This is a genomic window from Streptomyces sp. NBC_01571 (assembly GCF_026339875.1).
GTDB lineage: Bacteria > Actinomycetota > Actinomycetes > Streptomycetales > Streptomycetaceae > Streptomyces.
Map to the genome: position 1 here is coordinate 215757 of NZ_JAPEPZ010000003.1, position 23105 is coordinate 238861.

The window sequence follows — 23105 nt, forward strand, 5'->3', positions numbered from 1 at the left end:
TAGCGCTGAAAGAAACCGGGAGGGGGCGGCTGCTCCAGGAGGGCGACCCGGGCGGCCCCACCTGGGCCGCCCCGCGGGGGAGACCCTCTCCTCCGCTCCCCCGCGCCGGGCGCGGGGGCGTGCCTCGAGCGGGCGTGCGGGGCGTTTCGAGGCGCCCTCCAGCAACGGCCGATCGCGCTGCCGGATGGTCGTGGGCGGCGGCCTGGCCCTGGGCGCGCGGGACACGGCGAAGGAGTCATGTTTTATGACCATCACCCAAGCGGTGCCCGCGGGCGCCCTCACCGGCCTCGGGCGGCGCTTCACGCTGTCGGCCCAGACCCTGGACAGCCCGGTGACACCCAATCCGGTCTTCCGCGAATGGTTCGCCGAGCAGCGCCGCACCAACCGCTACGAGGTGCGGCGCGTCCCCTTCCGCGAGCTGGTCGGCTGGCGCTTCCAGGGCGCCACCGGGAACCTGGTGCACGACAGCGGCCGGTTCTTCTCCGTCGAGGGCCTGCACGTGCGCACCGAGTGGAACGGGCACGCCGCGTCCTGGTCGCAGCCGATCATCAACCAGCCGGAGATCGGCATCCTGGGCATCGTCGTCAAGGAGTTCGACGGCGTCCTGCACTGCCTGATGCAGGCCAAGATGGAACCCGGCAACATCGAGACCGTCCAGCTGTCCCCCACCGTGCAGGCCACCCGCAGCAACTACACCGGGGTGCACCGGGGCGCCCCCGTGAACTACATCGAGTACTTCGCGCCGCCGCGGACCGCCTCACGGGTGCTGTTCGACTCCCTCCAGTCCGAACAGGGCTCCTGGTTCCTGCGCAAGCGCAACCGGAACATGGTGGTGGAGGCGCTCGGCCACGTCCCCGAGCACGAGGACTTCGTGTGGCTGACGCTCGGCCAGATCCACCAGCTGCTGCACGAGTCGAACGTGGTCAACATGGACGCCCGTACCGTGCTGTCGCTGATCCCGTCCTTCGCCGACGAGGGACCCCCGCTGCACTCCATGGAGCACCTCCTCAACCGGCTCACCGAGATCAAGGCGCACCGGGAGCTGGTGCAGACCAGCATGCCGCTGGCGGCCGTACGGCGCTGGCGGCGCACCGAGGACGGGATCTCCCACGACAGCGGCCACCACTTCACCGTCATCGCCGCGTCCGTGGCCGCCGCCAACCGCGAGGTCACCCGCTGGACCCAGCCGCTGCTCGCGCCGGCCGAACAGGGCCTGTCCGCGTTCCTGGTGCGCCGCATCGGCGGCGTGCCGCACCTGCTGGCGCACGCCCGCTCCGAGGCGGGCGTGCTGGACGTGGCGGAGCTCGGCCCCACCGTGCAGTGCCAGCCGGGCCGCGCGCTGACCCTGCCCGCACCGCGCCAGCCGCGGTTCCTGGACCTGGTCCTGCGGGCCGAGGCCGGCTCACTGCTGTACGACACCGTGCAGTCCGAGGAGGGCGGGCGCTTCCACCACGCGGGCAACCGCTACGTCCTGATGGAGGTGGGCGGCGACTTCCCCGTCGACGTGCCCGAGGACTTCCTGTGGGTGACGGTGGACCAGATGTCCGCGCTGCTGCGGCACAGCAACTACCTGAACATCGAGGCCCGTACGCTGCTGACCGGGCTGCGCGCGGCCTGGGCGCGCGGCGGGGCGTACGCGCGGTGAGCGGGCCGGGCGGGCCGGGCCTGCGCATCGGCGTGCTGGGCTGCGCGGACATCGCCGGACGGCGCATGCTGCCCTCGATGGCCCGCCAGCCGCTCATCCGGGTGAGCGCCGTGGCCAGCCGCAGCCTCGCCAGGGCGCGGGCGTTCACCGACCGGTTCGGCGGCACGCCGGTGGCCGGCTACGCGCGGCTGCTGGAGCGCGAGGACGTGGACGCGGTGTACGTGCCGCTGCCGCCCGAGCTGCACACGGAGTGGACGCTGCGGGCGCTGGCGGCCGGCAAGCACGTGCTGTGCGAGAAGCCGTTCGCGCTGCGGCAGGCCGACGCGGACAAGGCGGTCGCTCTCGCCCGCGAGCGCGGCCTGCTGCTGATGGAGAGCTTCATGTTCCTGCACCACTCCCAGCACGCCCGCGTCCGCCGGCTCCTCGACGACGGACTGATCGGCGAACTGCAGCTGTTCGGCTCCGAGTTCGGCATCCCGCTGCGCCGCGACGGCGACGGCACCCTGCGGCGCGCCAGCACCCTGCCCGAGGTCGCCGCCTACCCGCTGCGCGCCGCCCAGCTCTTCCTCGGCCCCGGCCTGCGGGTGGCCGGCGCCCATGTGCGCCCGGCCGGCCCGCACGGGCCCGCTCCCGCGGGCGGCGCGCTGCTGACGGCCCCGTCCGGGGCGGCGGCCCAGCTCGCCTACGGTGTCGAGCACGCCTACCGCAGCGGTTACGACCTGTGGGGCAGCGAGGGGCGGCTGCGGCTGGAACGTGCCTTCAGCACCCCCGACGAGCACGTCCCCGTGCTGCACGTCGAACGCGGCGGCGCCGTCGAGGAGATCCGGCTCGCGCCGGACGCCCACTTCACCAACATCGCGGGCGTCTTCGCCCGCGCCGTCCTGCACGGCGAGGACTTCACCCCGCACACCGAGGCCGTCCTGGCCCACGCCCGGCTCGTGGACGAGGTGGAACAGGCCGCCGCCACCCGGCCGCCCGCCCCCTGACCGCCCCTCCCGCTCCCCCGGCCCCCGGCCGGCCGCCACCTGACCGGCGGCCGCCGCCGGGACCGGAACCGGGGGCGGGGGGCGGGGTCGGGTGGGGGTACGCGGGGCGGCCCGGCGCGCACCGCGTGCGCGCCGGGCCGCCCCCCGTCCGCCGGGGGCGCGGTTACGCGTCCTGGCCGGCGTGGATGTCGACACCGAGCTGACGGAAGAGGCCGGCCATGTCCAGCTGGTCCCAGTGCTCGGCCAGCAGCCCGTCCTCGACCCGCCAGAAGTCGATCGACTGGAAGCTGAGCGGACGCCCGGTGGCCTCGACCCCGAAGAAGGTGCCCTGGTGGGTGCCGGAGTACTCGAAGCGGCCGGCGATCCGGTCCCCCTCCACGACCAGGTCGTGGGTGACGACCTTGACGTCGGGGAACGCGGCGAAGATCTGCTCCCAGAACGCCGTGTTGGCCTCGATGCCGTCCTCGACGACCGGGTTGTGGTCGATGTGCCCGGGCGCGGTGTGCGCGCTCATGGTGCTCACGTCATGACTGTTGATCATGTCGACGAAGCGCTGGACGAGTTCACGGTGGTTGTCTGCCATGCCTGTGTGCCTCTCTGGGCTCGCGTCACTGGACGGGCGGGCGAAGGGGCCCCGCGGGTCACCCCGCCGAGCTCGCCACCGGCCGCTGCCCACCGAGGATCCCCACCGCCTCTGGAGCCGCTCTGGAGGGCGCCTGTGGGCGCGGCCCATCCCCGATCCCGGCTCAAGTGCCCGCTCCTAGCATCGAAGCCATGAAGGCTCTCGTACTCTCCGGCGGGGCCGGAACCCGCCTGCGCCCCCTCACCCACACATCCGCCAAGCAGCTGGTGCCCGTGGCCAACAAGCCGGTTCTCTTCTACGGCCTGGAAGCGATCGCGGACGCGGGCATCACCGAGGTCGGCATCATCGTCGGGGACACCGCCGACGAGATCATGCAAGCCGTCGGCGACGGCTCCAAGTTCGGCCTCGCCGTCACCTACATCCCCCAGTCCGCTCCCCTGGGACTGGCCCACGCCGTCCTCATCGCCCGCGAGTTCCTCGCCGACGACGACTTCGTCATGTACCTCGGCGACAACTTCATCGTGGGCGGCATCTCCGACCTGGTCGACGCCTTCCGCGCGCAGCGGCCCGCCGCCCAGATCCTGCTCACCCAGGTCTCCGACCCGCAGCAGTTCGGGGTCGCCGAATTCGGCCCCGGCGGACGGATCGTGGGCCTGGAGGAGAAACCGGAGCACCCCAAGAGCGACCTCGCGCTGGTCGGCGTCTACCTGTTCACCGACGCCGTGCACGAGGCCGTCCGCGCCATCAAGCCGTCCTGGCGCGGCGAACTGGAGATCACCCACGCCCTGCAGTGGCTGATCGACCAGGACCGCGACGTCCGCTCCACCACGATCTCCGGGTACTGGAAGGACACCGGCAACGTCGGCGACATGCTGGAGGTCAACCGGTCCGTCCTGGAGCACGCCGAACCCCGTATCGAGGGCGACGTCGACGACACCAGCGAGATCATCGGCCGGGTACGGATCGACGAGGGCGCCCGCGTCACCGGCTCACGCATCGTGGGCCCGGCCGTCATCGGCGCCGGCAGCGTGATCACCGGCTCCTACGTCGGCCCGTTCACCTCCATCGCCGCCGACTGCCGCATCACCGACAGCGAGATCGAGTTCTCCATCGTCCTGGACGGCTCCTCGGTGCGCGGCGCCCGCCGCGTGGAGGCCTCCATCATCGGACGCAACGTGGAGGTGACCCCCGCCCCGCGGATCCCCGCCGCCCACCGGCTCATCCTCGGCGACCACAGCAAGGTGCAGATCTCCTCTTGACATCCTCCCTGCCTCACAAGGCCGGGACTCCGGCCTGCCTGCCGGTGCTCACCGGCTGGGGCTTCGAGTGGGTTCCTCGTTCAACGGGCCCGGCCTGGTGCGGGATCGCCACGCCAGGTCTTACCGGCCCTCCGGAGGCGTTTCGTCTGTCCGCCTGCCCGGCGGCCAGGATCACCCGCGACGCATTGAGGTCACGGTCATGTACAGCACCACAGCCGGCGCACGTCCACCCGCGCACGTGCAACGGCTTCTTCCCGTCCACGGTCCAGCACACGTGGCAAGTCTGGGAGGAGGGCAGCCAACGCGACACGACGCCCCCATGCCGACCCGCGCGGGCCGCCTTGTCCTCGAGCATGCGGCGGAAGGCAGCCCATCCCGCATCGTGGACGGACTTCGCCAGCCGGGTGCGTGCGAGCCCGCTGACCGCAAGGTCTTCGAGGTAGACCGCTTGGTTTTCGCGGACGATCCTCGACGTTTCCTTGTGGAGCCAGTCCCGGCGCGCGTCGGCGACCTGGGCGTGTACTCGTGCGACGCGGACACGGGCCTTGGCCCGGTTCTTCGATCCCTTCGCCTTCCGGCTCAGGGCCTGCTGGGCCTTCCTCAAACGGCCTTCGGCCCGGCGCAGGAAACGCGGATTGCCGATCACCGTGCCGTCCGAGAGAACGGCGTAGGTGCTCAGGCCCAGGTCGATGCCGACCTCGGTGCCGGCAGGCGGCAGCGGCGCGGGCTCGACCTCCACCACGAAACTGGCGAAGCACCGGCCGGCCGCGTCCTGGATCACGGTCACCGACGACGGGGCAGACGGCAGCGGCCGCGACCAGCGCACGCGTACGTCACCGATCTCCGCCAGGTTCAACCTGCCGTCCGCCCGCAGCCGGAACCCGTTCTTGGGGAACCTGACCGACTGGCGGCTGTCCCGCTTCGACTTGAACCGTGGCAATCCGAACCGGCGCCCCGACCGCTTCCCCGACACCGAATCGAAAAAGTTTCTGTAGGCCGCGTCCAGGTCTCGCACCGCGGACTGCAGGACATCGACGGACACCTCCGCGAGCCACGCCCGCTCGGCTGTCCGCTTCGCCTCCGTGATCACCCGCCGGGCCAACACCCCGCTGGAGATACGGAACTTGTCCGCCCCATAGGCAGCCTTTCTTGCGGCCAGCGCGTCGTTGTAGACCACCCGCGCACAGCCGAACGTACGGGCCAGCGCAACGCGCTGGCCCGGCGTCGGCTCGATACGGAAGGAGTAACGCAGATGCACGCGACCAACGTACAAGCCGCCACCGACCATCACCCCGCAAGCCGTCGACGGTGGACGGTGATCAGCGCAGTCGGCGACTCATCACTCCCTGCCCTGCTCCGCAGGGGTCCGTTTCCTCCCCGGCCGGAAGGCCGGGCCGTCCACGGAGGAACCCGATGACCACCACACACATCCTCGTCACCGGCGGCGCGGGGTTCATCGGATCGCACTACGTGCGCACCCTGCTCGGCCCGGCCGGCCCCGGCGACGTCCACGTCACCGTCCTCGACAAGCTCACCTACGCCGGCAACCCCGCCAACCTCGACCCGGTCCGCGGCCACCCCGGCTTCCGCTTCGTCCACGGCGACATCCGCGACACCCGCCTGGTGGCCGAACTCGTCGCCGGACACGAGCAGATCGTGCACTTCGCCGCCGAGTCCCACGTCGACCGCTCCATCCTCGGCGCCGCCGAGTTCATCACCACCAACGTGCTGGGCACCCAGACCCTGCTGGACGCGGCGCTGCGCCGGCCCGGCGGCCGGGCCCGCTTCCTGCACGTGTCCACCGACGAGGTCTACGGTTCCCTGGCCGAGGGGTCCTGGCCGGAGAGCGACCCGTTGCGGCCAAACTCCCCCTACGCCGCCTCCAAGGCCTCCTCCGACCTGGTGGCCCTGTCCTACCACCGCACCCACGGCCTGGATGTACGGGTGACGCGCTGCTCCAACAACTACGGCCACCACCACTTCCCCGAGAAGGTCATCCCGCTGTTCGTCACCAACCTCCTCGACGGGCACCGCGTCCCGCTGTACGGGGAAGGGCTGAACGTACGGGACTGGCTGCACATCGACGACCACGTGCAGGCCCTGGAACTGGTGCGCACCGGCGGCCGGCCGGGCGAGGTGTACAACATCGGCGGCGGCACCGAGCTGAGCAACAAGGAACTGACCACGCTGCTGCTGGACCTGGCCGGGGCGGGCTGGGACAGCGTCGAGCACGTGCCCGACCGGCTGGGCCACGACCTGCGCTACTCGGTCGACTGCGGCAAGATCTCCCGCGAGCTGGGCTACCGGCCCCGCAAGGACTTCACCCAGGGCCTGGCGGAGACCTTCGCCTGGTACCGCGACAACCGTTCCTGGTGGGAACCCCTCAAGCACAAGGCCGCCCTGTGAACGGGTGAGCCCCGGCGGGGCCGCGCGGTCGCACACCGGTGCCCCGAAGACCCGTACAGGTCTTCGGGGCACCGGTGTGACAGTCCCTCGGATCGGCAGCGGGCGGGAGGCATCGGCAGAAGGTCCCGCGCGCCGGACAGCGGATTCCGGGAGTCCGCGCCAATCCCCTTGCGCAATGGTCAAGAATCGTTGACCATTGCTCGCATGCCTACCGACGATCTCCCCGAGACGTTCCACGTCACCACGGACGAACAGCTGCGCGCCGTCTCCAACCTCACGCGCCACCGGATCATGGCCGTGCTCCGCTTCGAGCCCGCGACGATCACGCAGCTCGCCGAGCGAGTGGGTCTCGCGAAGGGGAGTTCCAGCTACCACGTACGGCTGCTGGAGCGGGCCGGCCTGGTGAAGGTGGTACGGACACGGAAGGTCCGGGGGGTCACCGAGCGGTACTACGCGATGGCCGCGCGGTCGATCGCGCTGCCGGATCCCGGCGAGGGAGGGCCGGATGTGCTGATGCGGCACGCGGTGGCGGACCTGGAGGCAGCGCCGGTGGATACCGAGCGGCATGTGCGGATGGCGCACCTGCGGCTCACCGAGGAGCAGTTCGCACAGCTGGGGGCGCGGCTGCAGGCACTGACGGACGAGTACCGGGAGCTGTCCGATCCGTCGCTGCCGGACGCGTCACTCGTCTTCGCACTGTTCCACCCGGCATCGGGCGAGCAGGCCGAAGGAGACGCCAAGTGACCTCAGAAGCCCGGAAGTTGCCGGCCGGATTCGGACGGCTGTGGACCGCACAGACGATCTCCTCGCTCGGTGACGGGGTGACGCATGCCGCACTGCCGCTGCTCGCGTTGACGTTGACGCGGGATCCGATGGCGCTCGCCGTCGTCACGGCCGCCGGAACCCTGCCGTGGCTGCTCTTCGGGGTGCTCGGCGGTGCCCTGGTGGACCGCTGGGACCGCCGCCGCACGATGTGGGTCACCGACGCGGCGCGTGCGGCACTGCTCGCGATACCCGCGGCAGCGGCCGCGCTCGACGTGCTGAGCATTCCACTGCTCGCGGCCGTCGCCTTCCTCCTCGGCCTCGGCGGACTCTTCTTCGACACGGCCGCCACGGCCTACCTGCCGGATCTGCTCCGCCGCGACCCCGCACTCCTGGAGCGCGCCAACTCCCGCCTGCGCGGCGCCCAGACCGCCGCGTCCGGCTTCGCCGGGCCGCCCGCGGGCAGTGCCCTGCTCGCGCTCGGGCGGGCGGTCCCGCTGCTCGCCGACGCGGTGTCGTTCCTGCTCTCCGCACTGCTCGTCCGTACGCTGCCCGCCATGCCCCGCCCCGTGCCGGAGGCCCGCGAGTCGCTGCTTCGGCAGGCGCGGGCCGGGGCCTCGTACGTCTTCGGGGACCGGGTGCTGCTCGGACTCGCGCTCCGCCCGGCGGTCGGGAACGTCGCCTTCCTCGCCGTGGAGACCGTCCTCGCCCTCTTCGCGCACGACCGCCTCGGCATCGACACCTACGGCTTCGGCCTGCTCCTCACGGCGGAGGCCACCGGCGGCCTGCTCGGTGCGGGCATCGCCTCCTTCCTCGGCCGGCGGCTCGGCACCGGTACCGCACTGACCTGCACAGCCGCCGTCGAAGGGCTTGCCATCCTGGGCCTGGCCGCCGCCCCGAACCCGTACGCGGCCGGGCTGGCGCTCGCCGTCTGCGGGGCCGGCATGGGCGCCACGATGGTGCTCGCCCCCTCCCTCCGGCAGGCGATCGTCCCCGCCCGCCTGATGGGCCGGGTCGCCTCCACCTCCCGCATGCTCGCCCTGTGCGCCGCCCCCGTCGGGGCCTTCCTCGGCGGCTGGCTGGCCACCGCCTACGACATCCGCACCCCGCTCTACGCCGCCGGCGTCCTCCTCCTTGCGATGACGGCCGTCACGGCATCCATGACCAGCAACCGCCGGGTCGAGGCGGCGCTGCGTGCCGCCGCCCCGGCCGGCGGTCCGGATCACCCGGCAGGCAAGGATCCCGCCCAGGAGAGTGCGCCCGGCTTGGTGTGACGCCTGCCGCGAAGGCGTCGCAACAGGCCGGGTGCCAGGCCCGTACGCCGCAGCGCGACCAGGTAACGGGCCGTCATCGAGGAAGAGGAATTCGCTTCAGCTCCGGGCGCGTGAGCACCCGGGTGAATGTCCCGCACGCCTCGGCCCGCCCATCAGAAGTTCCACCGGACGGTCGACGGAAGGGTCCTCGCCGCAGTTCGGAGGGTTTCCGCCGGAGGGCGAAGAGGTCCTCGCCGGAGGGTGGCCGGGCCGGCTGGGTCTCGGGCCGGACCGGAGCCTCATGCGGCTGGATGCCCGGCCCGGCGGTGGCCGATGCCGCCGGAGCTCGGTGCGGCGGTGACCGGAGCCCTGTGTGGCGGTGGGCCGGGGACGGGTGCGGTGTTCGCCGTCGCGGGTGCGCTGAGGGCGTGTTCGCCGTCGCGGGTGCGCTGGGGCGGTCGCCGTGGTGCCGGGGTGCGGTGGCTGTCTCCGGCCGCCGGGGGTGTTCAGCTGCCGAGGTGCTGGGGGTGCGGGAGCTGCCAGGAGGGGCCGTAGGAGGTGAGTGCCTCTTCGTAGGTGGGCAGCAGGCCGCGTGCGACGGCCTCGGACAGGCTCGGGGCGGTGGCGTCCTTCTCGGAGCGGATCAGGCCTGTGGTGGTGGGCCAGGGGATGCCGATGGCCGGGTCGAGGGCCTGGATGTCGACCATGGTGCCGGGGACGTACTCCTCGGAGCACAGGTAGTTCATGCAGGTGTCGTCGGTCAGGGCGAGGAAGGCGTGGCCGAGGCCGTCGGCGAGGTAGACGCCGATGCCGGAGCCGGCCTCCTGCAGGGTGGTGTCGAACATGCCGAACGTCGGGGAGCCGACGCGCAGGTCGACCACCACGTCCAGGGCGGCGCCGCGTACGCAGGTCACCAGTTTCGCCTGGCCGGGCGGCAGGGTGGTGCCGTGGATGCCGCGCAGGGTGTTGCGGTGGGAGACCGAGAAGTTGACCTGGCGGACGGTGAACGGCTGGCCGCTGCTTCCGGTCAGCTCGCCCAGGCGCCAGGCCTCGAAGAACCGGCCCCGGTTGTCCGGGAGTTGCGACGGCGTGATCCGGAAGGCGTCGCGGACCTTCATCTCCTCAATGGCCATGCTTCCTCGGTTCGGGTCGTCGGGTCGTGGGGTGGTCCGGCCGCGGGGTGACGGGCCGTCAGCAGTGTGGCGGTGTGTGCCGAGGGCGGGGTCCGCGGCCGTCGGGGCCGCGGACCCCGGGTGGGTGTGCGGGTCAGTGCAGCGGGGCCGGGGTGCTCTCCCCCGCCGGTGTGTGCTGCCCGGCCGGGGCGGGCTGCGCGGCCGGGGCGGGCTGCGCGGCCGGGGCGCGGGTGGGCGCGGCGGCGGGGCGGCGGGAGGGGGCGAGCAGCATGGAGAAGGTCGCCAGGGCCACCGCGACGGCGCCGACCCACATGGCGGGGACGAGGCCGTCGACGAAGTTGCGTGGTGAGGCGTAGCCGCCGTTGGCGCTGAAGATGGAGGCGAGCAGGGCGACGCCGAGGGCGGCGCCGACCTCGCGGGTGGCGGCGGTGACGCCGGAGGCGATGCCCTGTTCGTGTTCGGCGACCGAGCCCATGGTGAGGTTCATCAGCGGGGCGTAGAACAGGGCCATGCCGGCGCCGCAGATCATCAGGGAGGGCAGCTGGGCGGCGTAGGAGACGTCCGGTTCGAGGACGAAGGCCCAATAGACCATGCCGGCGGTCATCATGGCGAGGCCGAGGGTGACCACGGGTTTGCCGCCGATGCGGTCGGAGACCATGCCGCCGATCGGGGCGACGACCATCGGCATGGCGGTCCAGGCCAGCAGGCGGACGCCGGCCTGCATGGCGGTGTAGCCCTGGATGTTCTGCAGGAACTGGGTCATCAGGAAGATCGCGCCGAACATGCCGACCGACATCAGGGCGCCGGCCAGGTTGATCGCGGTGAAGGCGCGGTTGCGGAACATGCGCATCGGGACCATCGGGTGTTCGGTGCGGTTCTCCCAGACGACGAACAGGGCCATCACGGCGGTGCCGCCGATCAGTGCGCCCAGGACCTGCGGGGACGTCCAGCCGTCGCCGTGGCCCTTGATGAGGCCGAGGACGATGCCGAACAGGCCGAGGCTGGCCAGGGCGGTGCCGACGGCGTCGAGGCGGGAGTGGGCGATACGGCTCTCGGCGAGCTTGCGGAAGGACAGCGGGGCCAGGGCCAGGCCGATCGGCACGTTCAGCCAGAAGATCCACTGCCAGGACAGGTGCTCGACGATGGCGCCGCCCACCAGCGGGCCGGCGGCGATGGACAGTCCGTTGACGGCGCCCCAGATGCCCAGGGCCGCGCCGCGTTTCTCGGCGGGCACGGCGGCGGTCAGCAGGGTCACCGACAGCGGCATGATGATGGCCGCGCCGACGCCCTGGACGGCGCGGGCGGCGACGAGTTCGTTGATGCCGGGCGCGAGGGCCGCGGCCGCGGAGGCGGCGGTGAACAGCAGCAGGCCCAGGCTGAAGACCTTGCGGCGGCCGAAGCGGTCGCCGAGGGCGGCGCCGAACATCATCAGGACCGCGAAGGACAGGGTGTAGGCGTTGACCGTCCATTCCAGGTCGGTGAGGCTGCCGCCGAGTTTCTCCCGGATGGTGGGCAGCGCCGTGATGATGACGAGGTTGTCCAGTCCCGCCATGAACGAGGCGAGGCTGGTGGTGAGAATGGCCCAGAAGACCACCCTCTTGGTTTCACCGCCCGGGGATGGGGGGTTGACGGTGCTCATCGAGCATCCTTTCTGGAGGCTGGTCAGTGCGAGATGCTCTTCGCCGTGACCTGTCCGGCCTGCGCCGGCGCATCCGTCGCCACCGGGCCGGTCCGGCGCCGACGACGCTACGGACGCGTACTCGACTCCTCCTCGAGCCCCGGTGGGCGCCGGTGCGGGGTGCGGGCACGGCGGCGCCGCGGGGCCCGCGTACCGGTGTCGGTAGGCGGGCGCCGCGGCGTGCGGGCGGCGGTGGGCCCGGTCAGGCGAGCTGGCGCTGGAAGGTGGCGATGTCGAAGTAGAGGGTCTCGTCGATGAGGACGTCGCCGTCGAAGTGGAAGAAGACGGCGACGGGGGCGTCGATGGACTTGCCGCGGTTGGGTATGCCGCGCCAGTCCGCGTGCTGCTTGCCGCGGGCCTGGGCCTCCAGGATCACCGCGGTGGGCGTGTGGTGCACGTGGTGCAGGTCGTGCTCCAGGTCGGGGAAGGCCGCCTTGAGGTCGGCGAAGTAGCCCTTCTTGATGGCTTCTTCGCCGATCAGGGGGCCTTCTTCGAAGGCCTGGATGCGGTAGACGCCGCCGCGCGGGAAGGTGGCCAGCACGCCGTCGATGTCCCAGGCGATCTCGGCGACCGTGTGCTGCAGGACGACCGCCTCGCGCTTCTTGCGCAGTTCGGCGTCGGGCTGCGGGAGATCCGCGCCGGGCAGAGTGAATTCGTGTGCTTCGGTGGCCATGACCATTCCTCCACGCATCGGCCTGTTCGGTTGCCGCCGACGCTAGGGCGGCGCGCTCGCTCGGCCCTCGTTTCCGGCTCGAACCGCCAGGCTGGGGGCGGGTGGTGGGGGTTTTCAGGCGGTGGGCTGCAGGCGTGCGGTGTCCTGGGGCGGGCGGTAGGTGGGGCGGTAGCCGCAGGCCAGGCCGAGGGGGGCGAGCAGCAGGCACAGGCCCATGTCGAGGGGGAAGGGGCGGCCGGTGACGACGCGGTACTCGTCGCGGAAGGCGAGGGCGAGCAGCGGCATCTGCAGGCGGGGGGTGCCGTCGGGGCGCAGCCGGCCTTCGTCGGTCAGTCCCCACAGGGTCTCGAAGACGGTTTCGGTCTGGTAGGCGGGGGTGGTGCGCCAGATGACGCGGGTGGTTTCGGGGCCGGGGTTCCACATGGAGTGGACGGCGCCCGGGGGGATGTGGAAGTCGGCGCCCTGGTCGTACTCGTGGAGGGTGCCGTCGAGCTGGAGGTTGAGGCGGCCGCTTTCCAGGCGCATGTGTTCGGTCTGGCGGGGGTGGTAGTGCTGGGGCGGTTTGATGACGGCGGGCGCGTATTCGACGGCGACCTCGACGTAGGCGCCGTCGGTCTCGGCGGCGGTGGTCAGGAAGGTGAGGGTGTCTTTTCCGAGGCGCAGGGTGTCTCCGGGGCGGGCCATCGGGTGCCTCTTCTCGTCCGGTGAGGGGGGTGGCGGGGTGGGTCAGGCGGTGCGGGTGCCGGCGGGGGTGGTGCGGTGGCGGGGCAGGCCGAAGTAGGCGGTGAGGAGGTTGAGGACGCCGATGCCGGCGGCGATCCAGAAGCCCAGGTGGAGGCCGTCCAGCCAGGCCAGGGCGGGGTCGGTGCGGGCGGTGAGTTCGCTGGTGGTGCGGGTCAGGGCGCTGGTGGCGACGGTGGCGACGCCCAGTGAGGCGCCGACCTGGAAGGCGGCGACCAGGACGCCGGAGGCGATGCCCTGCTGGTGGGGCGGGATGTCGGAGACGCCGTGCACGTTGACGGGGATGCCGCAGCACTGCATGGAGGCGCCCAGGATGAGCAGGGCGGGCAGCAGGTGCAGCAGGTAGTTGCCGTCGGCGGGGGCCTGGGTGAGCAGGAGCAGGCCCAGCAGGGAGCCGGCGGCGCCGGCCAGGTAGACGGGGCGGGGGCCGGCGCGGTGCATGACGCGGGTGGCGGGGGCGGTGACCAGGATGGCGACGATGCCCAGGGGCAGGAACGCGAAGCCGGACCTGAGGGTGGAGTAGCCCAGGGTGCGTTGCAGGTAGTAGCTGCACAGGAAGAGTACGGAGGCCTGGACCCCGCTGGTCAGGACGCGGCCGAGGCCGGCGGTGGCCAGGGAGCGGGTGGCGAACAGGTGCAGCGGCATCAGCGGGTCGGCGGCGCGGCGTTCGATGAGGACGAACGCGGCCAGCAGGACGAGGGCGGCGGCGGCCGGGGCGAGGACGTAGGGCGGGGAGGCGGCACCGTGGTCCTGGATGTTGACGATGGCGTAGACGAGGGCGGCCAGGCCCGCGGTGACGGTGGCGGCGCCGGCCAGGTCGGGGCGGGAGCCGCGGACGGCGGTGTCGGGGCGGCCGCGGGAGAGCAGCAGGACGCCGGCGACGGCGACGGCGCCGAAGGGGAGGTTGATGTAGAAGATCCAGCGCCAGCTGAGGCTGTCGGTGATCAGGCCGCCGGCGATGACGCCGAGGGTGCCGCCGAGGCCGGCGAGTGCGGCCCACACGGCGAGTGCGGTGGTGCGTTCGCGGCCGCGCGGGAAGGTGGTGGTGACCAGGGACATCGCGGCGGGTGAGAGGAAGGCGGCGCCGCAGCCCTGCAGGGCGCGGGCGGCGATGAGCAGGCCGGCGTCGCCGGACAGGCCGCACAGCAGGGAGGCGGCGGTGAACAGCAGGGCGCCGAGCAGGAAGGTGCGTCGCCTGCCCCAGCGGTCGGCGGTGCGGCCGCCGAGCAGCATGAGGCCGCCGAAGCACAGGATGTAGGAGGTCAGTACCCATTCGATGGCGGTGGGGCCGGCGCCGAGGTCGCTCTGGATGGCGGGCAGGGCGAGGTTCACCACGGTGGTGTCCAGGAGCACCATGAACTGGGCGAGGGCGACGAAGACGAGCAGGCGCCAGCGGCGCGGGTCGGCCGCGGCGCCGTCGGCGTCGGGTGTGCGGTTCTTGGTGCGGGCGGCGGCGGGGTGGTCGGTGGTCATGGCTCCCTCTCGGACAGGTCTGCCTCCCGCTCCCTTCCCGGTGCCGCCCCTGGGGCGGGCGGCCGGGAAGGGGGCGGCCCGGTCAGGCGGCGGGTGCCTCGATGTAGCTGAGGGCGTTGTAGATGGTGCGGTCGGGGTCGGTGATGGCGCGCCGGCCGTGCATGACGCGGGTGTTGTCGATGACGGCGGCGTCGCCGTCCTGCCAGTCGAGGTTCTCGGTGAGGCGGGCGGTGACCTCTTCGACCTCGGCGAGCAGGGGTGCGGGCAGTTCGGTGGTGTCGGCGAAGGTGATGGTGGGCTTCTCGTAGTTGAAGGAGGGGCCCAGGATGCTGTTGGCGAAGGAGGGGCGGGGGCCGAAGACGGTGGGGCCGGCGGCGGGGGTGCGGAAGGAGTAGCGCACGCCGCCGTCGTCCTGGGGGGTGATCTCGGTGCCGGGCAGTTGTCCGGCCAGGGCGAGGAGTTCGGCCACCTGGATCTGGTCGGCGGGCTTGGTGCGGCCCAGCAGGTGGTGGGCCATGGCCCGCCACTGCGGTTCGGCGACGTAGCGGCTGTAGACGATGTCCTGGGCGGCGAACGCGGTGCGGGCCTGGTCGCTGAGGGCGTCCCAGACGCGGTAGCCGTCGCAGACGGTGGTCTGGGAGCCGGAGGAGGCGGCCTTCTCGCAGAAGAACCAGGCGAGGTGGGAGCGGAAGGGGCTGTTGCCGTTCTCGGTGTGCAGGCCGACCTCGTCGAAGCCGGCGTCGACCTTCTGGGCGACCTCGGAGTAGAAGTCGCGGGCGGGGTCGAGGGTGGTGGAGGTGGAGGTGTTCTGGACGAGGGCGGTGAAGGCGTCCATGTCGGCGCCGAAGCCGCGCAGCAGCAGGAAGCCGGCCTGGGCGATGAGGTCGCGCAGTTCCTTGGGGTCGATGCCGTCGAGGCCGCCGGGGCCCGCGGGCTGGACCAGCAGGCCGCTGCCGGTGCCGTAGGGCGTGGTCTGCACAGCCGTACTCATGCCTTCTCCTTGGTCTGCTGGGGTGCCGCGGCCGCGGCGGGGGGCTGGTTGAGAACGTGGTGGCGGATGACGTCGCGGCGGGGGCGTCCGGTGACGGTGAAGCAGGTGGCGTAGGCGGGGTCGTCCTCGGACATGAGGTGGACGACGGCGGCGCGTTCGATGCCGGAGAGTTTGCGCCGGCCGAATTCGGTGATGCGGCTGCGGGCGGTGTCGGGGTCGAGGCCGGCGTCGATGACGAACAGGCCGTGCACGTGGTCGAGGCCGTCGGCGATGACGGCGGCCTCGCGGATGAAGCCGAGTTCGCGGTAGCGGGCCTCGACCCATTCGGGGGCGACGTTGCGGCCGCCGGCGGTGATGACGAGGTTCTTCTTGCGTCCGGTGATGCGCAGGTAGCCGTCGTCGTCGATCTCGGCGAGGTCGCCGGTGTGCAGGCGGCCCTGGTCGTCGACGACGACGCTGGAGGGGTCCTCGCGGGTGTAGCCGGCGAACAGGGAGGTGCTGCGGATGAGGAGTTCGCCGTCGTCGGCGAGTTCGGCGTGCACGTGGTCCAGGGGGCGTCCGACGGTGCCGAAGCGGACTTCGCCGGGGAAGTTCCAGGACACGACGGAGGAGTTCTCGCTCAGTCCGTAGCCCTCGTGGACGGTCAGTCCGTGGGCGTGCAGGCGCTGGAGGATCTCGGGCGGGACGGGGGCGCCGCCGCAGGCGATGAAGACGGGGCCGTCGTGTCCGAAGATCCGCCGGTGGCGTTCGGTGACGCTCTCGGCGGGCTGCTGGTCGCACAGGGCGAGGAAGAGGCCGGCGACGGTGGGCGGGACGACCAGGGCGGTGGGGCGGGCCTGGCGCAGCAGGGTGAGCATGCGCGGTGCGGCGTCGGCGGCGGTGCCGACCAGGGCGGTGCCGGGGGGCAGGAAGGACACCGAGCCGCCGGCGAGGAAGGGCATGTAGAGGCCGGCGACCTGTTCGATGAGCAGGCTGAGGGGGACGATGGACAGGTACCGCTCGAAGATCGTCGGGCGGGTGCGGGTGCGCAGCGAGGTGAGCAGTGCGTCCAGGCCGTGCCGGCGGATCTGCACGCCTTTGGGGGCGGAGGTGGTGCCGGAGGTGTGGATGACCTTGACGACGGCGTCGTGGTCGGGGACGGGCGGGTGGGGGGCGGGGGGCCGGGCGAGCAGGGCGGGCAGGTCGAGGGGGGTGGTGGGGCAGCCGGCGGGCAGGACGGGGTCGGGGGTGGCGGTGGTCCAGCGGGCCAGCGCCGCGCCGCCGGCGGTGTCGGTCAGGCACAGGTCGGCCCTCTCCAGGAGGGAGGCGGCCTGTTGGGCGGTGAAGGCGGTGGGTACGGGGATCTCGACGGCGCCGGCGAACAGGGCGGCGAGGTCGGCGGCGACCCATTCGGGTGAGTTCTCGGCGAGCAGTCCCACCCGGGCGGGCCGGCCCAGGGTGCGGGCCAGGTCGGTGAGGTCGGCGGCCAGGGCCAGGGCGGTGCGGATGAGGTCGCGGTAGCTGTGGGCGGTGCCCTCGCCGCCGTCGGCGGCCAGGACGCGGACCATGACGGCGTCGCTGTCGGCCTGCCGGAGCAGTCCGCGGGCCAGCGACAGGGGTGCGGTGTCAGGCGGCACGGGTCAGCACCCCCTGCCGGTCCGGGCGGTTGCTCAGCAGCCGCATGTCGACCGAGGTGAAGCAGTAGCGGCCGATGGCGGCCAGCAGCAGGGTGGACTGTTCGGCGGCCTCGGCGTAGCCGACGACGGGCCGGGTGTCGTAGTAGGTGCCCCAGGAGGCGCGTTCGTCGACGGGCAGGCGCTCGGGTGAGGCGTCGGCGAGGGGGTGGAAGACGCAGCCGAGGCGCTGCATGAGCGCGGCGAGCCGGCCGGTCATGGTCATCACGGCGTAGGGGCGGCCCAGGCAGGCCATGATCAGCGGGATCGCTTTGATGATCTCGGCGCCGGCGGCGGCCCGCACCGAGGCGATGGAGCCGATCTGCAGGACCTGGTCGCGTTTGACGGGGGTGCCGACGGCCTGGGTGATGACGTCTTCGACGGGAGCGTCGAGATAGCGTTCCAGCAGGATGGTCTCTTCCTCGGGGAAGGACAGGCCGGCGCAGGCGAGGACTTCCTCCTGGCCGTCGGCGGTGTCCTCGAAGAAGGCGAGGAAGCCGTCCGGGTCGGGGGTGATGCTGGCCCGGTACTGCTTGGCGAACACCAGCCGGGCCAGGTCCGCGGCGGTCTGCCAGTCCGGGGTGCCGCGCTCGGACAGGGTGATTCTCATGTGCTGCGCTCCCTAACGGGGTGGGGTGAGACGCGGGGCGGACTCATCGCCCGAGCACCGCGGAACGGTGCGCGGCCGGCCGGGCGCTGAGGGCGAGTTCCGCGGCCCGCAGGGCGCTGTTGATGGAGGTCTCGGCGAGGATGCCGGGGGCGGCGACGCTGTCGCCGGCCAGGAACACCCCGTCCCCGCGGTCGACGGCGGGCCGGTCGCGCCAGCTGAGGCCGGGCAGGTCGAGGGCGCCGGTGCGGCCCCGGGAGACGCCTTCGCGGCGCCACAGGATGCGCTGCTGCCAGCCCGGTGTGGTCAGGTCGAAGAGTTTCTCCAGCCGGGCCAGCGCGTCGGCCTTCGACTCGCCGGGCCTGATCGGCATCTGTCCCTGGAACAGGGCCTGGCCTTCGGGGGCGAGGGAGGGGTCGTGGTCGGAGTACTGGGAGGTGAAGCCGCCCTCGTCCATGTCGAAGGAGACGTTGCCGTCCTTCTTGGAGTGGGTGACGGCCATGTCGAGCAGGGCGGCGGTGCCGCTGGGCCACTGCAGGGAGTTGTCGCCGAGCAGGCTGCGGGCGGAGGCGAGGGAGGTCGCGACGATGACCGGTCCGCCGGTGGGCAGTTCGGTCAGCCGGGAGCCTGTTTCGATGACCACGCCGCGGGCGCGGGCGACGCGTTGCATGCGCTCGATCAACGCGCCCCAGCCGCCCATGAAGTAGCGGCTGGGCAGCGGGAAGCGGGGGGTGCCCACGCGCAGCAGGCGTTCCCACACGAAGGCCGCCGAGAGGCGTCCGGGGTCGCCGTCGAAGAGGATCGGGCCGAGGAAGCCGAGGGCTTCGTCGACGGTCTGCTGGGCGAAGCGTTCGCTCGCCCAGTCCTGGAAGGAGCGGTCGACGGGGACGTCGATGCCGCGGTGCATCCAGGTCATCCTCATGTAGCCGCCGGGCAGCGTCATCCGCAGCCGGCCCTGGTGGCGGAAGCGCATGCGGGTCCACTCGTGGAAGGACAGCCGTACGTAGCGGCCGGCCAGTCCGCGCTGCAGCAGCCAGTGCCAGGCGTCGCCGTTGTCGAAGAAGGTGTGCGGCCCGTCGTTGGTGACGTAGGGGCCGGAGGCGGAGCGGGCGCGGCCGCCCGCGTGGGAGTGGGCCTCGTGGACGGTGACGCGGGCGCCCTGTTCGGCGGCGGAGATCGCCGCGGTCAGGCCGGCCAGTCCGCCGCCGATGATCGTGATGTTCGCCATGGTTGTCGCTCTCACTCGCCTTCGAAGGTCCGCGGCCGGTCTGGTCTCAGCCGTCGAGCGTGGCCATGGCGCCGACGGGATAGCGGTCCCCCACCGTGGAGCCGTGGGGGGCGATCTCGTCGAGCGCCGTGAGGTCGTCCGCACTCAGGACCACGTCGCTCGCGGCGAGGTTCTCCTGGAGGTACGGGACGCGCTTGGTGCCGGGGATGGCGACCACGTCGTCGCCCTGGGCGAGCACCCAGGCCAGGGCGAGCTGCCCGGCGGTGATGCCCTTGGATGCGGCCAGGTGCTGCAGCCGTTCGACGACGTGCAGGTTCTGGTCGAGGTTGCCCTGCTGGAAGCGGGGCGCGACGCGGCGGAAGTCGTGTTCGGCCAGGCCGTCGAGGCTGCGGATGCGGCCGGTGAGCAGGCCGCGGCCCAGCGGGCTGTAGCCGACGAAGCCGATGCCCAGTTCGCGGACGGTGGCCAGGACTCCGTTGACCTCGACGTCGCGGGTGGACAGGGAGTACTCGGTCTGTACGGCGGCCAGGGGGTGCACGGCGTGGGCGCGGCGGATGGTGGCGGCGGACGCCTCGCAGACGCCGAGGTGGCGTACCTTGCCGGCCTCGACCAGTTCGGCCAGGGCGCCGATGGACTCCTCGATGGGCACGGCGGGGTCGACGCGGTGCAGGTAGTACAGGTCGAGGTGGTCGGTGCCCAGCCGGCGCAGGGTGCCCTCGACGGCGGTGCGGATGTAGTCGGGGCGGTTGTTGAGGCGGCCGGTGATGGTGCCGTCCTCGGTGATCTCGTTGCCGACCTTGGAGGAGACGACGACGCCCTCGCGGCGGCCGGCGATGACGCGGGCGACGAACTCCTCGTTGCTGTGCGGGCCGTAGAAGTCGGCGGTGTCGAGGAGGGTGACGCCCAGCTCGAGTGCCCGGTGCGCGGTGCGCAGGGCCTCCTGGTCGTCGGCGGGGCCGTAGGCGAAGGTCATGCCCATGCAGCCGAGTCCCTGTTCGGAGACCGCCGGCCCCTGGCTGCCGAGTGTTCGTTGCCGCATCATCGGTTCCTTCCTGAGCCGTGCGCGCGGTTGTCGTTCCCGGGGGCTGCCGGTGCCGGTACCACCCGGGAATTAGCAGTGACAGTATTGATGCCCCTGCTAGAGAAGTACTGGGGCCGCGCTTCGCCGGCCGGCCTACGCCCGTTCACCGGCGCCGACTCCGTCGGGCGGCAGGCTTGTTCACGGGGGTTCGCTCCCCCGGGCCGGGGGCCGGTGCGCGGGGACCGGGGGCCGGGGGCCGGTGCGCGGGGGCAACTCTCGTGGGCCGGTGACACCGTGCGCGGGGGCCACTCCCCCGGGCCGGGAGCCCGCACATGGAGGGGCAACTCCCTTACGTTGAGGGCCAGTTCAGGGCTTCGACTCCGGCCCCGTACACCTTGGGCCCGTTCACGGATCCGGCCCCGTACGCCTTGGGCCCGTTCACCGGCGCCGGCTCGTACGTGGGCCGCGAGCCCGGCCGGCGGGGTCGACTCCCCCGGGATGCGCAGGCCTGCGTCCCGGTTTCAACGCCCTTGCGGCGGGGGTCTGTTCACCAGGTCTCCGCGCGGGCCGGAGTCCCTCATCCGCGGGGGCACTCCCCTGGGCCGAAGGCCCGTACACGGGTGTCGACGCCCGCGGGCCGGAGCTGCGCTCGTCGGTGTCGTTCCCGGACCGGAAAACCCGTTCACCGGCACCGCCCCCCGGGCCGGAGGCCCGTTCACCGCCGCCGGCACCGGCACGGGCCGGAGGGCTGTTCGCGGTGTCAACGTCTGCGAGCCACGGGCTCGTTCACCGGTGCCGGCGGGGCCTGGGGGCCGGTGCGTGGGCGTCAACACCCCCCGGCTGGAGGCCCGTTCGCCGCCGCCGGCCCACGGCCGGTTCGCGGGGGGCGGCTCGTTCGCGAGGGCGCCGGTCACCGGTCGCGCCGGGCGGCGGGCGGTTCGCGGGTCAGTCGGCGGTGGCCAGTTCGCTGGTGACGGAGGCCCAGGTGTGGCCCGTGCCGGCGGTTGCGCTCTCGGCCAGGCGGGTCCACGGGTCGGTGCCGAGGACCTCGGTGGCCTGCTCGCGCAGCCAGTGGTCGAAGGGGTCGGCGGAGGTGAGCAGGCGGCGGGCGGCGGCCTGCGGGTCGCGGGCCTCGATCTGGTGGACCAGGACGTCCTGGCCGTCGAGGGGGCGCAGGTCGAAGGACTCCTGGAGGATGCCGGCGCGGCGCCGGGAGGCCTCGTAGGCGTGCAGCCGCGGTCCGGTGAGCTCGGCCTGCAGGCGGCGCCAGCCCTCGGCCGCGCCGCCGGTCAGGGGCAGCAGGGCGCAGGCGCCGGTGACCGTCCGGCGGGCGGCGGCGCGGGCGGCGGTGCGGGCGGCGGGGGCCAGCCGGCGCATGCCGAGCACGGCCAGCATGTTGGACTCCACGCCGATGCCCCAGCGTTCGGCGATCAGGCCGTTGTCCAGCAGCCGCCACACCACGACGCCGGTGAACTCGATGACCTGCCCGGTGGGGGCGGCGCCCAGGAAGTCGCCCAGGTGGGTGCCGCGCCAGGTGTTGTGGATGACGACGTGGTCGCCGTGGGCGCTCATGTCCTCGATGGTCACGTGCAGGTCGGGGAAGCCCTCGCGCAGGCCGGCGATGGTGTAGCGGACTCCTTCGAGTCCTTCGGGGGCTCCGGGCAGCGGCTGGTGGTCGACCATGTCGGGGCTGTAGATCTCGTCCACGACCGAGAAGTCGCCCTGGTTGACGAAGGCGTCGAAGACCCGGCGGATGGTCTTCTTGTTGCGCTCCTCCACGCTCTGTGCGGTGCGCACCGTCTCTTGTATCGACACGTTCCATCCTTATGGCGTCGGCGCCCGCGAGGGGCGGGTCGGGGCTGGCGGGGGCGGGCGGCGGCCCGTCACCTGCCGGGGAAGGGGGCGTCCCAGGTGAGGGTGAGGCCCGCGTACACGTAGCGGCTGGCCTCGATGGCGAGCAGCAGGACGGTGTCGCCGGGGGTGATGCGGCCCTCGCTCCAGCCGGCGTCCAGGGCCAGCGGTACGGCGGCGGAGCCGGTGGCGCCGACGTCGGTGAGGTTTTCCACGATGGTCTTGCTCAGGGTGGTCTGGTCGGCGGGGGACAGTCCGGCGGTGCCGTACTCGCCGGCGAAGTACTCGGCGTTGCCCTCGGGCAGGACGCAGGCGTCGATGTCGTCGAGGGTGAGGCGGGAGCGGTGCAGCATGTCGTGGATGCCTTCGACGAAGACCCGGGGGCCGAACCGGGCGGTGCCGGGGATGTCGAGGCGGATGTCCATGAGGCGGGGGCGGCGCTGCTGTTCGGCGAGGGGGGCGTCGGTGCCGCCGCCGATGATGTGCATGCCGGGTTTGCGGGTGCCGCCCAGGGAGCGGGTGGCGAAGACGGGGCGGGGGCGGCCGGCGGCGGAGCCTTCCTCGCCGGCGCGCAGCACCATGGCGCCGGCGCCGTCGCCGAAGGTGTAGACGGTCAGCCGGTCGCGCATCCGTACGCGTTCGGGTTCGCGGCCCAGGAAGACGGGGGCCAGCAGGGGGGAGACGGCTTCCGCGCCGATGACCAGGGCGGTGGTGTAGGTGCCGTCGGCGAGCAGGCGGCGGGCGATGTCGAGGGCCTGGACGGCGCCGACACAGCCGGCGCGGACCTCGATGACGGCGCAGCGTTCCAGGCCGAGTTGTTCCTGGACGTAGGTGGCGGCGACGGGCAGCAGGTAGTCGGGGCTGGCGGTGGAGACGACGATCAGGTCGATCTCGTCGGCCGTGACGCCGGCCCGGTCGAGGGCCTGGCGGGCGGCGGCGGTGGCCATGGCGGAGGTGCTGGTGGTGTGGGCGCCGGTGGCGGGGTCGACCATCCAGTGCCGGCGCTCGACCTGGATGCCGTCCAGGACGTCGTCGGGCAGCGGTCCGCAGACGCGGGCGAGGGCGTCGTTGTCGAGGGCCTCGCCGGGCAGGTGGGCGCCGGTGGCCAGGACGGACACGTGGCGTTCGGCGGGTGCGGGGGGCGGGGCGGGGGTGTGGGGCAT

At 72.6% G+C, this 23105-nt stretch carries 20 protein-coding genes; 6 read left to right on the forward strand and 14 right to left on the reverse strand.

The window, feature by feature from the left end:
* Positions 1-244 precede the first annotated feature (244 nt).
* Complete coding sequence (locus OHB41_RS49045) at positions 245-1645, forward strand: NDP-hexose 2,3-dehydratase family protein (RefSeq protein ID WP_266708787.1); 1401 nt, start codon at positions 245-247, stop codon at positions 1643-1645.
* Positions 1642-2631 carry a Gfo/Idh/MocA family protein gene (locus tag OHB41_RS49050; protein WP_266708789.1) on the forward strand — a complete coding sequence of 330 codons (990 nt, stop codon included), beginning with the start codon at positions 1642-1644 and terminating at the stop codon, positions 2629-2631. Before OHB41_RS49045 ends, OHB41_RS49050 begins: the two co-directional genes overlap by 4 nt.
* Positions 2632-2794: 163 nt before the next feature.
* On the opposite strand, the gene OHB41_RS49055 is transcribed toward OHB41_RS49050, so the two are convergent.
* On the reverse strand, positions 2795-3214 hold the full coding sequence (locus OHB41_RS49055; protein ID WP_168525295.1) for an ester cyclase: 420 nt from the start codon (positions 3212-3214) through the stop codon (positions 2795-2797).
* Positions 3215-3405: 191 nt separating this feature from the next.
* Here OHB41_RS49055 and OHB41_RS49060 point away from each other — a divergent pair, with 191 nt between their 5' ends.
* Positions 3406-4473 carry a glucose-1-phosphate thymidylyltransferase gene (locus tag OHB41_RS49060; RefSeq protein WP_266708792.1) on the forward strand — a complete coding sequence of 356 codons (1068 nt, stop codon included), beginning with the start codon at positions 3406-3408 and terminating at the stop codon, positions 4471-4473.
* Positions 4474-4486: 13 nt separating this feature from the next.
* On the opposite strand, the gene OHB41_RS49065 is transcribed toward OHB41_RS49060, so the two are convergent.
* Complete coding sequence (locus OHB41_RS49065; RefSeq protein WP_266708794.1) at positions 4487-5731, reverse strand: RNA-guided endonuclease InsQ/TnpB family protein; 1245 nt, start codon at positions 5729-5731, stop codon at positions 4487-4489.
* A 155-nt stretch (positions 5732-5886) separates the two neighbouring features.
* Here OHB41_RS49065 and rfbB point away from each other — a divergent pair, with 155 nt between their 5' ends.
* The 3 genes from rfbB to OHB41_RS49080 all read left to right on the forward strand — a co-directional run bounded on the left by rfbB (position 5887) and on the right by OHB41_RS49080 (position 8915).
* A complete protein-coding gene (rfbB, locus tag OHB41_RS49070) occupies positions 5887-6879 on the forward strand; it encodes a dTDP-glucose 4,6-dehydratase (RefSeq protein ID WP_266708796.1) in 993 nt (330 codons plus the stop codon).
* Between the two features lie 204 nt (positions 6880-7083).
* A complete protein-coding gene (locus OHB41_RS49075) occupies positions 7084-7623 on the forward strand; it encodes an ArsR/SmtB family transcription factor (protein WP_266708798.1) in 540 nt (179 codons plus the stop codon).
* Positions 7620-8915, forward strand: coding sequence for an MFS transporter (locus tag OHB41_RS49080; RefSeq protein ID WP_266708800.1), 1296 nt, complete (start codon positions 7620-7622; stop codon positions 8913-8915). The genes OHB41_RS49075 and OHB41_RS49080 overlap by 4 nt, the downstream gene beginning before the upstream one ends.
* A gap of 485 nt (positions 8916-9400) precedes the next feature.
* Here OHB41_RS49080 and OHB41_RS49085 read toward each other — a convergent pair whose 3' ends face one another.
* The 12 genes from OHB41_RS49085 to OHB41_RS49140 all read right to left on the reverse strand — a co-directional run bounded on the left by OHB41_RS49085 (position 9401) and on the right by OHB41_RS49140 (position 23105).
* A complete protein-coding gene (locus OHB41_RS49085) occupies positions 9401-10027 on the reverse strand; it encodes a dTDP-4-dehydrorhamnose 3,5-epimerase family protein (RefSeq protein ID WP_266708802.1) in 627 nt (208 codons plus the stop codon).
* A gap of 133 nt (positions 10028-10160) precedes the next feature.
* The gene (locus OHB41_RS49090; protein ID WP_266708804.1) at positions 10161-11666 is read right to left on the reverse strand and encodes a DHA2 family efflux MFS transporter permease subunit; all 1506 of its coding nucleotides are present in this window, start codon (positions 11664-11666) and stop codon (positions 10161-10163) included.
* A 241-nt stretch (positions 11667-11907) separates the two neighbouring features.
* Positions 11908-12378 carry a nuclear transport factor 2 family protein gene (locus OHB41_RS49095; RefSeq protein ID WP_168525308.1) on the reverse strand — a complete coding sequence of 157 codons (471 nt, stop codon included), beginning with the start codon at positions 12376-12378 and terminating at the stop codon, positions 11908-11910.
* Positions 12379-12492: 114 nt separating this feature from the next.
* Positions 12493-13062: a cupin domain-containing protein gene (locus OHB41_RS49100; RefSeq protein WP_266708808.1), complete on the reverse strand. Its 570-nt coding sequence runs from the start codon at positions 13060-13062 to the stop codon at positions 12493-12495.
* Positions 13063-13104: 42 nt separating this feature from the next.
* Positions 13105-14592: an MFS transporter gene (locus OHB41_RS49105; RefSeq protein ID WP_266708810.1), complete on the reverse strand. Its 1488-nt coding sequence runs from the start codon at positions 14590-14592 to the stop codon at positions 13105-13107.
* An 82-nt stretch (positions 14593-14674) separates the two neighbouring features.
* Positions 14675-15583 (reverse strand): TauD/TfdA family dioxygenase, encoded by a 909-nt coding sequence (locus OHB41_RS49110; protein WP_266708812.1) that lies wholly within the window; start codon positions 15581-15583, stop codon positions 14675-14677.
* A complete protein-coding gene (locus OHB41_RS49115) occupies positions 15580-17199 on the reverse strand; it encodes an AMP-binding protein (RefSeq protein ID WP_266708814.1) in 1620 nt (539 codons plus the stop codon). The genes OHB41_RS49110 and OHB41_RS49115 overlap by 4 nt, the downstream gene beginning before the upstream one ends.
* Complete coding sequence (locus OHB41_RS49120; RefSeq protein ID WP_266708816.1) at positions 17189-17845, reverse strand: thermostable hemolysin; 657 nt, start codon at positions 17843-17845, stop codon at positions 17189-17191. The genes OHB41_RS49115 and OHB41_RS49120 overlap by 11 nt, the downstream gene beginning before the upstream one ends.
* A gap of 43 nt (positions 17846-17888) precedes the next feature.
* Positions 17889-19085: a phytoene desaturase family protein gene (locus OHB41_RS49125; RefSeq protein WP_266708818.1), complete on the reverse strand. Its 1197-nt coding sequence runs from the start codon at positions 19083-19085 to the stop codon at positions 17889-17891.
* A gap of 31 nt (positions 19086-19116) precedes the next feature.
* The gene (locus OHB41_RS49130) at positions 19117-20109 is read right to left on the reverse strand and encodes an aldo/keto reductase (RefSeq protein WP_266708860.1); all 993 of its coding nucleotides are present in this window, start codon (positions 20107-20109) and stop codon (positions 19117-19119) included.
* A 927-nt stretch (positions 20110-21036) separates the two neighbouring features.
* A complete protein-coding gene (locus OHB41_RS49135; RefSeq protein WP_266708820.1) occupies positions 21037-21906 on the reverse strand; it encodes an ester cyclase in 870 nt (289 codons plus the stop codon).
* Between the two features lie 68 nt (positions 21907-21974).
* Positions 21975-23105 (reverse strand): 3-oxoacyl-ACP synthase III family protein, encoded by a 1131-nt coding sequence (locus tag OHB41_RS49140; RefSeq protein ID WP_266708822.1) that lies wholly within the window; start codon positions 23103-23105, stop codon positions 21975-21977.

Bases quoted from the DNA above. Each gene is read 5' to 3' on its own strand.
- OHB41_RS49120 (WP_266708816.1), bottom strand. From the start codon at position 17,845: ATGAGAATCACCCTGTCCGAGCGCGGCACCCCGGACTGGCAGACCGCC.
- OHB41_RS49100 (WP_266708808.1), bottom strand. From the start codon at position 13,062: ATGGCCCGCCCCGGAGACACCCTGCGCCTCGGAAAAGACACCCTCACC.
- OHB41_RS49095 (WP_168525308.1), bottom strand. From the start codon at position 12,378: ATGGCCACCGAAGCACACGAATTCACTCTGCCCGGCGCGGATCTCCCG.
- OHB41_RS49075 (WP_266708798.1), top strand. From the start codon at position 7,084: ATGCCTACCGACGATCTCCCCGAGACGTTCCACGTCACCACGGACGAA.
- OHB41_RS49105 (WP_266708810.1), bottom strand. From the start codon at position 14,592: ATGACCACCGACCACCCCGCCGCCGCCCGCACCAAGAACCGCACACCC.
- OHB41_RS49045 (WP_266708787.1), top strand. From the start codon at position 245: ATGACCATCACCCAAGCGGTGCCCGCGGGCGCCCTCACCGGCCTCGGG.
- OHB41_RS49090 (WP_266708804.1), bottom strand. From the start codon at position 11,666: ATGAGCACCGTCAACCCCCCATCCCCGGGCGGTGAAACCAAGAGGGTG.
- OHB41_RS49060 (WP_266708792.1), top strand. From the start codon at position 3,406: ATGAAGGCTCTCGTACTCTCCGGCGGGGCCGGAACCCGCCTGCGCCCC.
- OHB41_RS49140 (WP_266708822.1), bottom strand. From the start codon at position 23,105: ATGCCCCACACCCCCGCCCCGCCCCCCGCACCCGCCGAACGCCACGTG.
- OHB41_RS49055 (WP_168525295.1), bottom strand. From the start codon at position 3,214: ATGGCAGACAACCACCGTGAACTCGTCCAGCGCTTCGTCGACATGATC.
- OHB41_RS49110 (WP_266708812.1), bottom strand. From the start codon at position 15,583: ATGAGTACGGCTGTGCAGACCACGCCCTACGGCACCGGCAGCGGCCTG.
- OHB41_RS49085 (WP_266708802.1), bottom strand. From the start codon at position 10,027: ATGGCCATTGAGGAGATGAAGGTCCGCGACGCCTTCCGGATCACGCCG.
- OHB41_RS49130 (WP_266708860.1), bottom strand. From the start codon at position 20,109: ATGCGGCAACGAACACTCGGCAGCCAGGGGCCGGCGGTCTCCGAACAG.
- rfbB (WP_266708796.1), top strand. From the start codon at position 5,887: ATGACCACCACACACATCCTCGTCACCGGCGGCGCGGGGTTCATCGGA.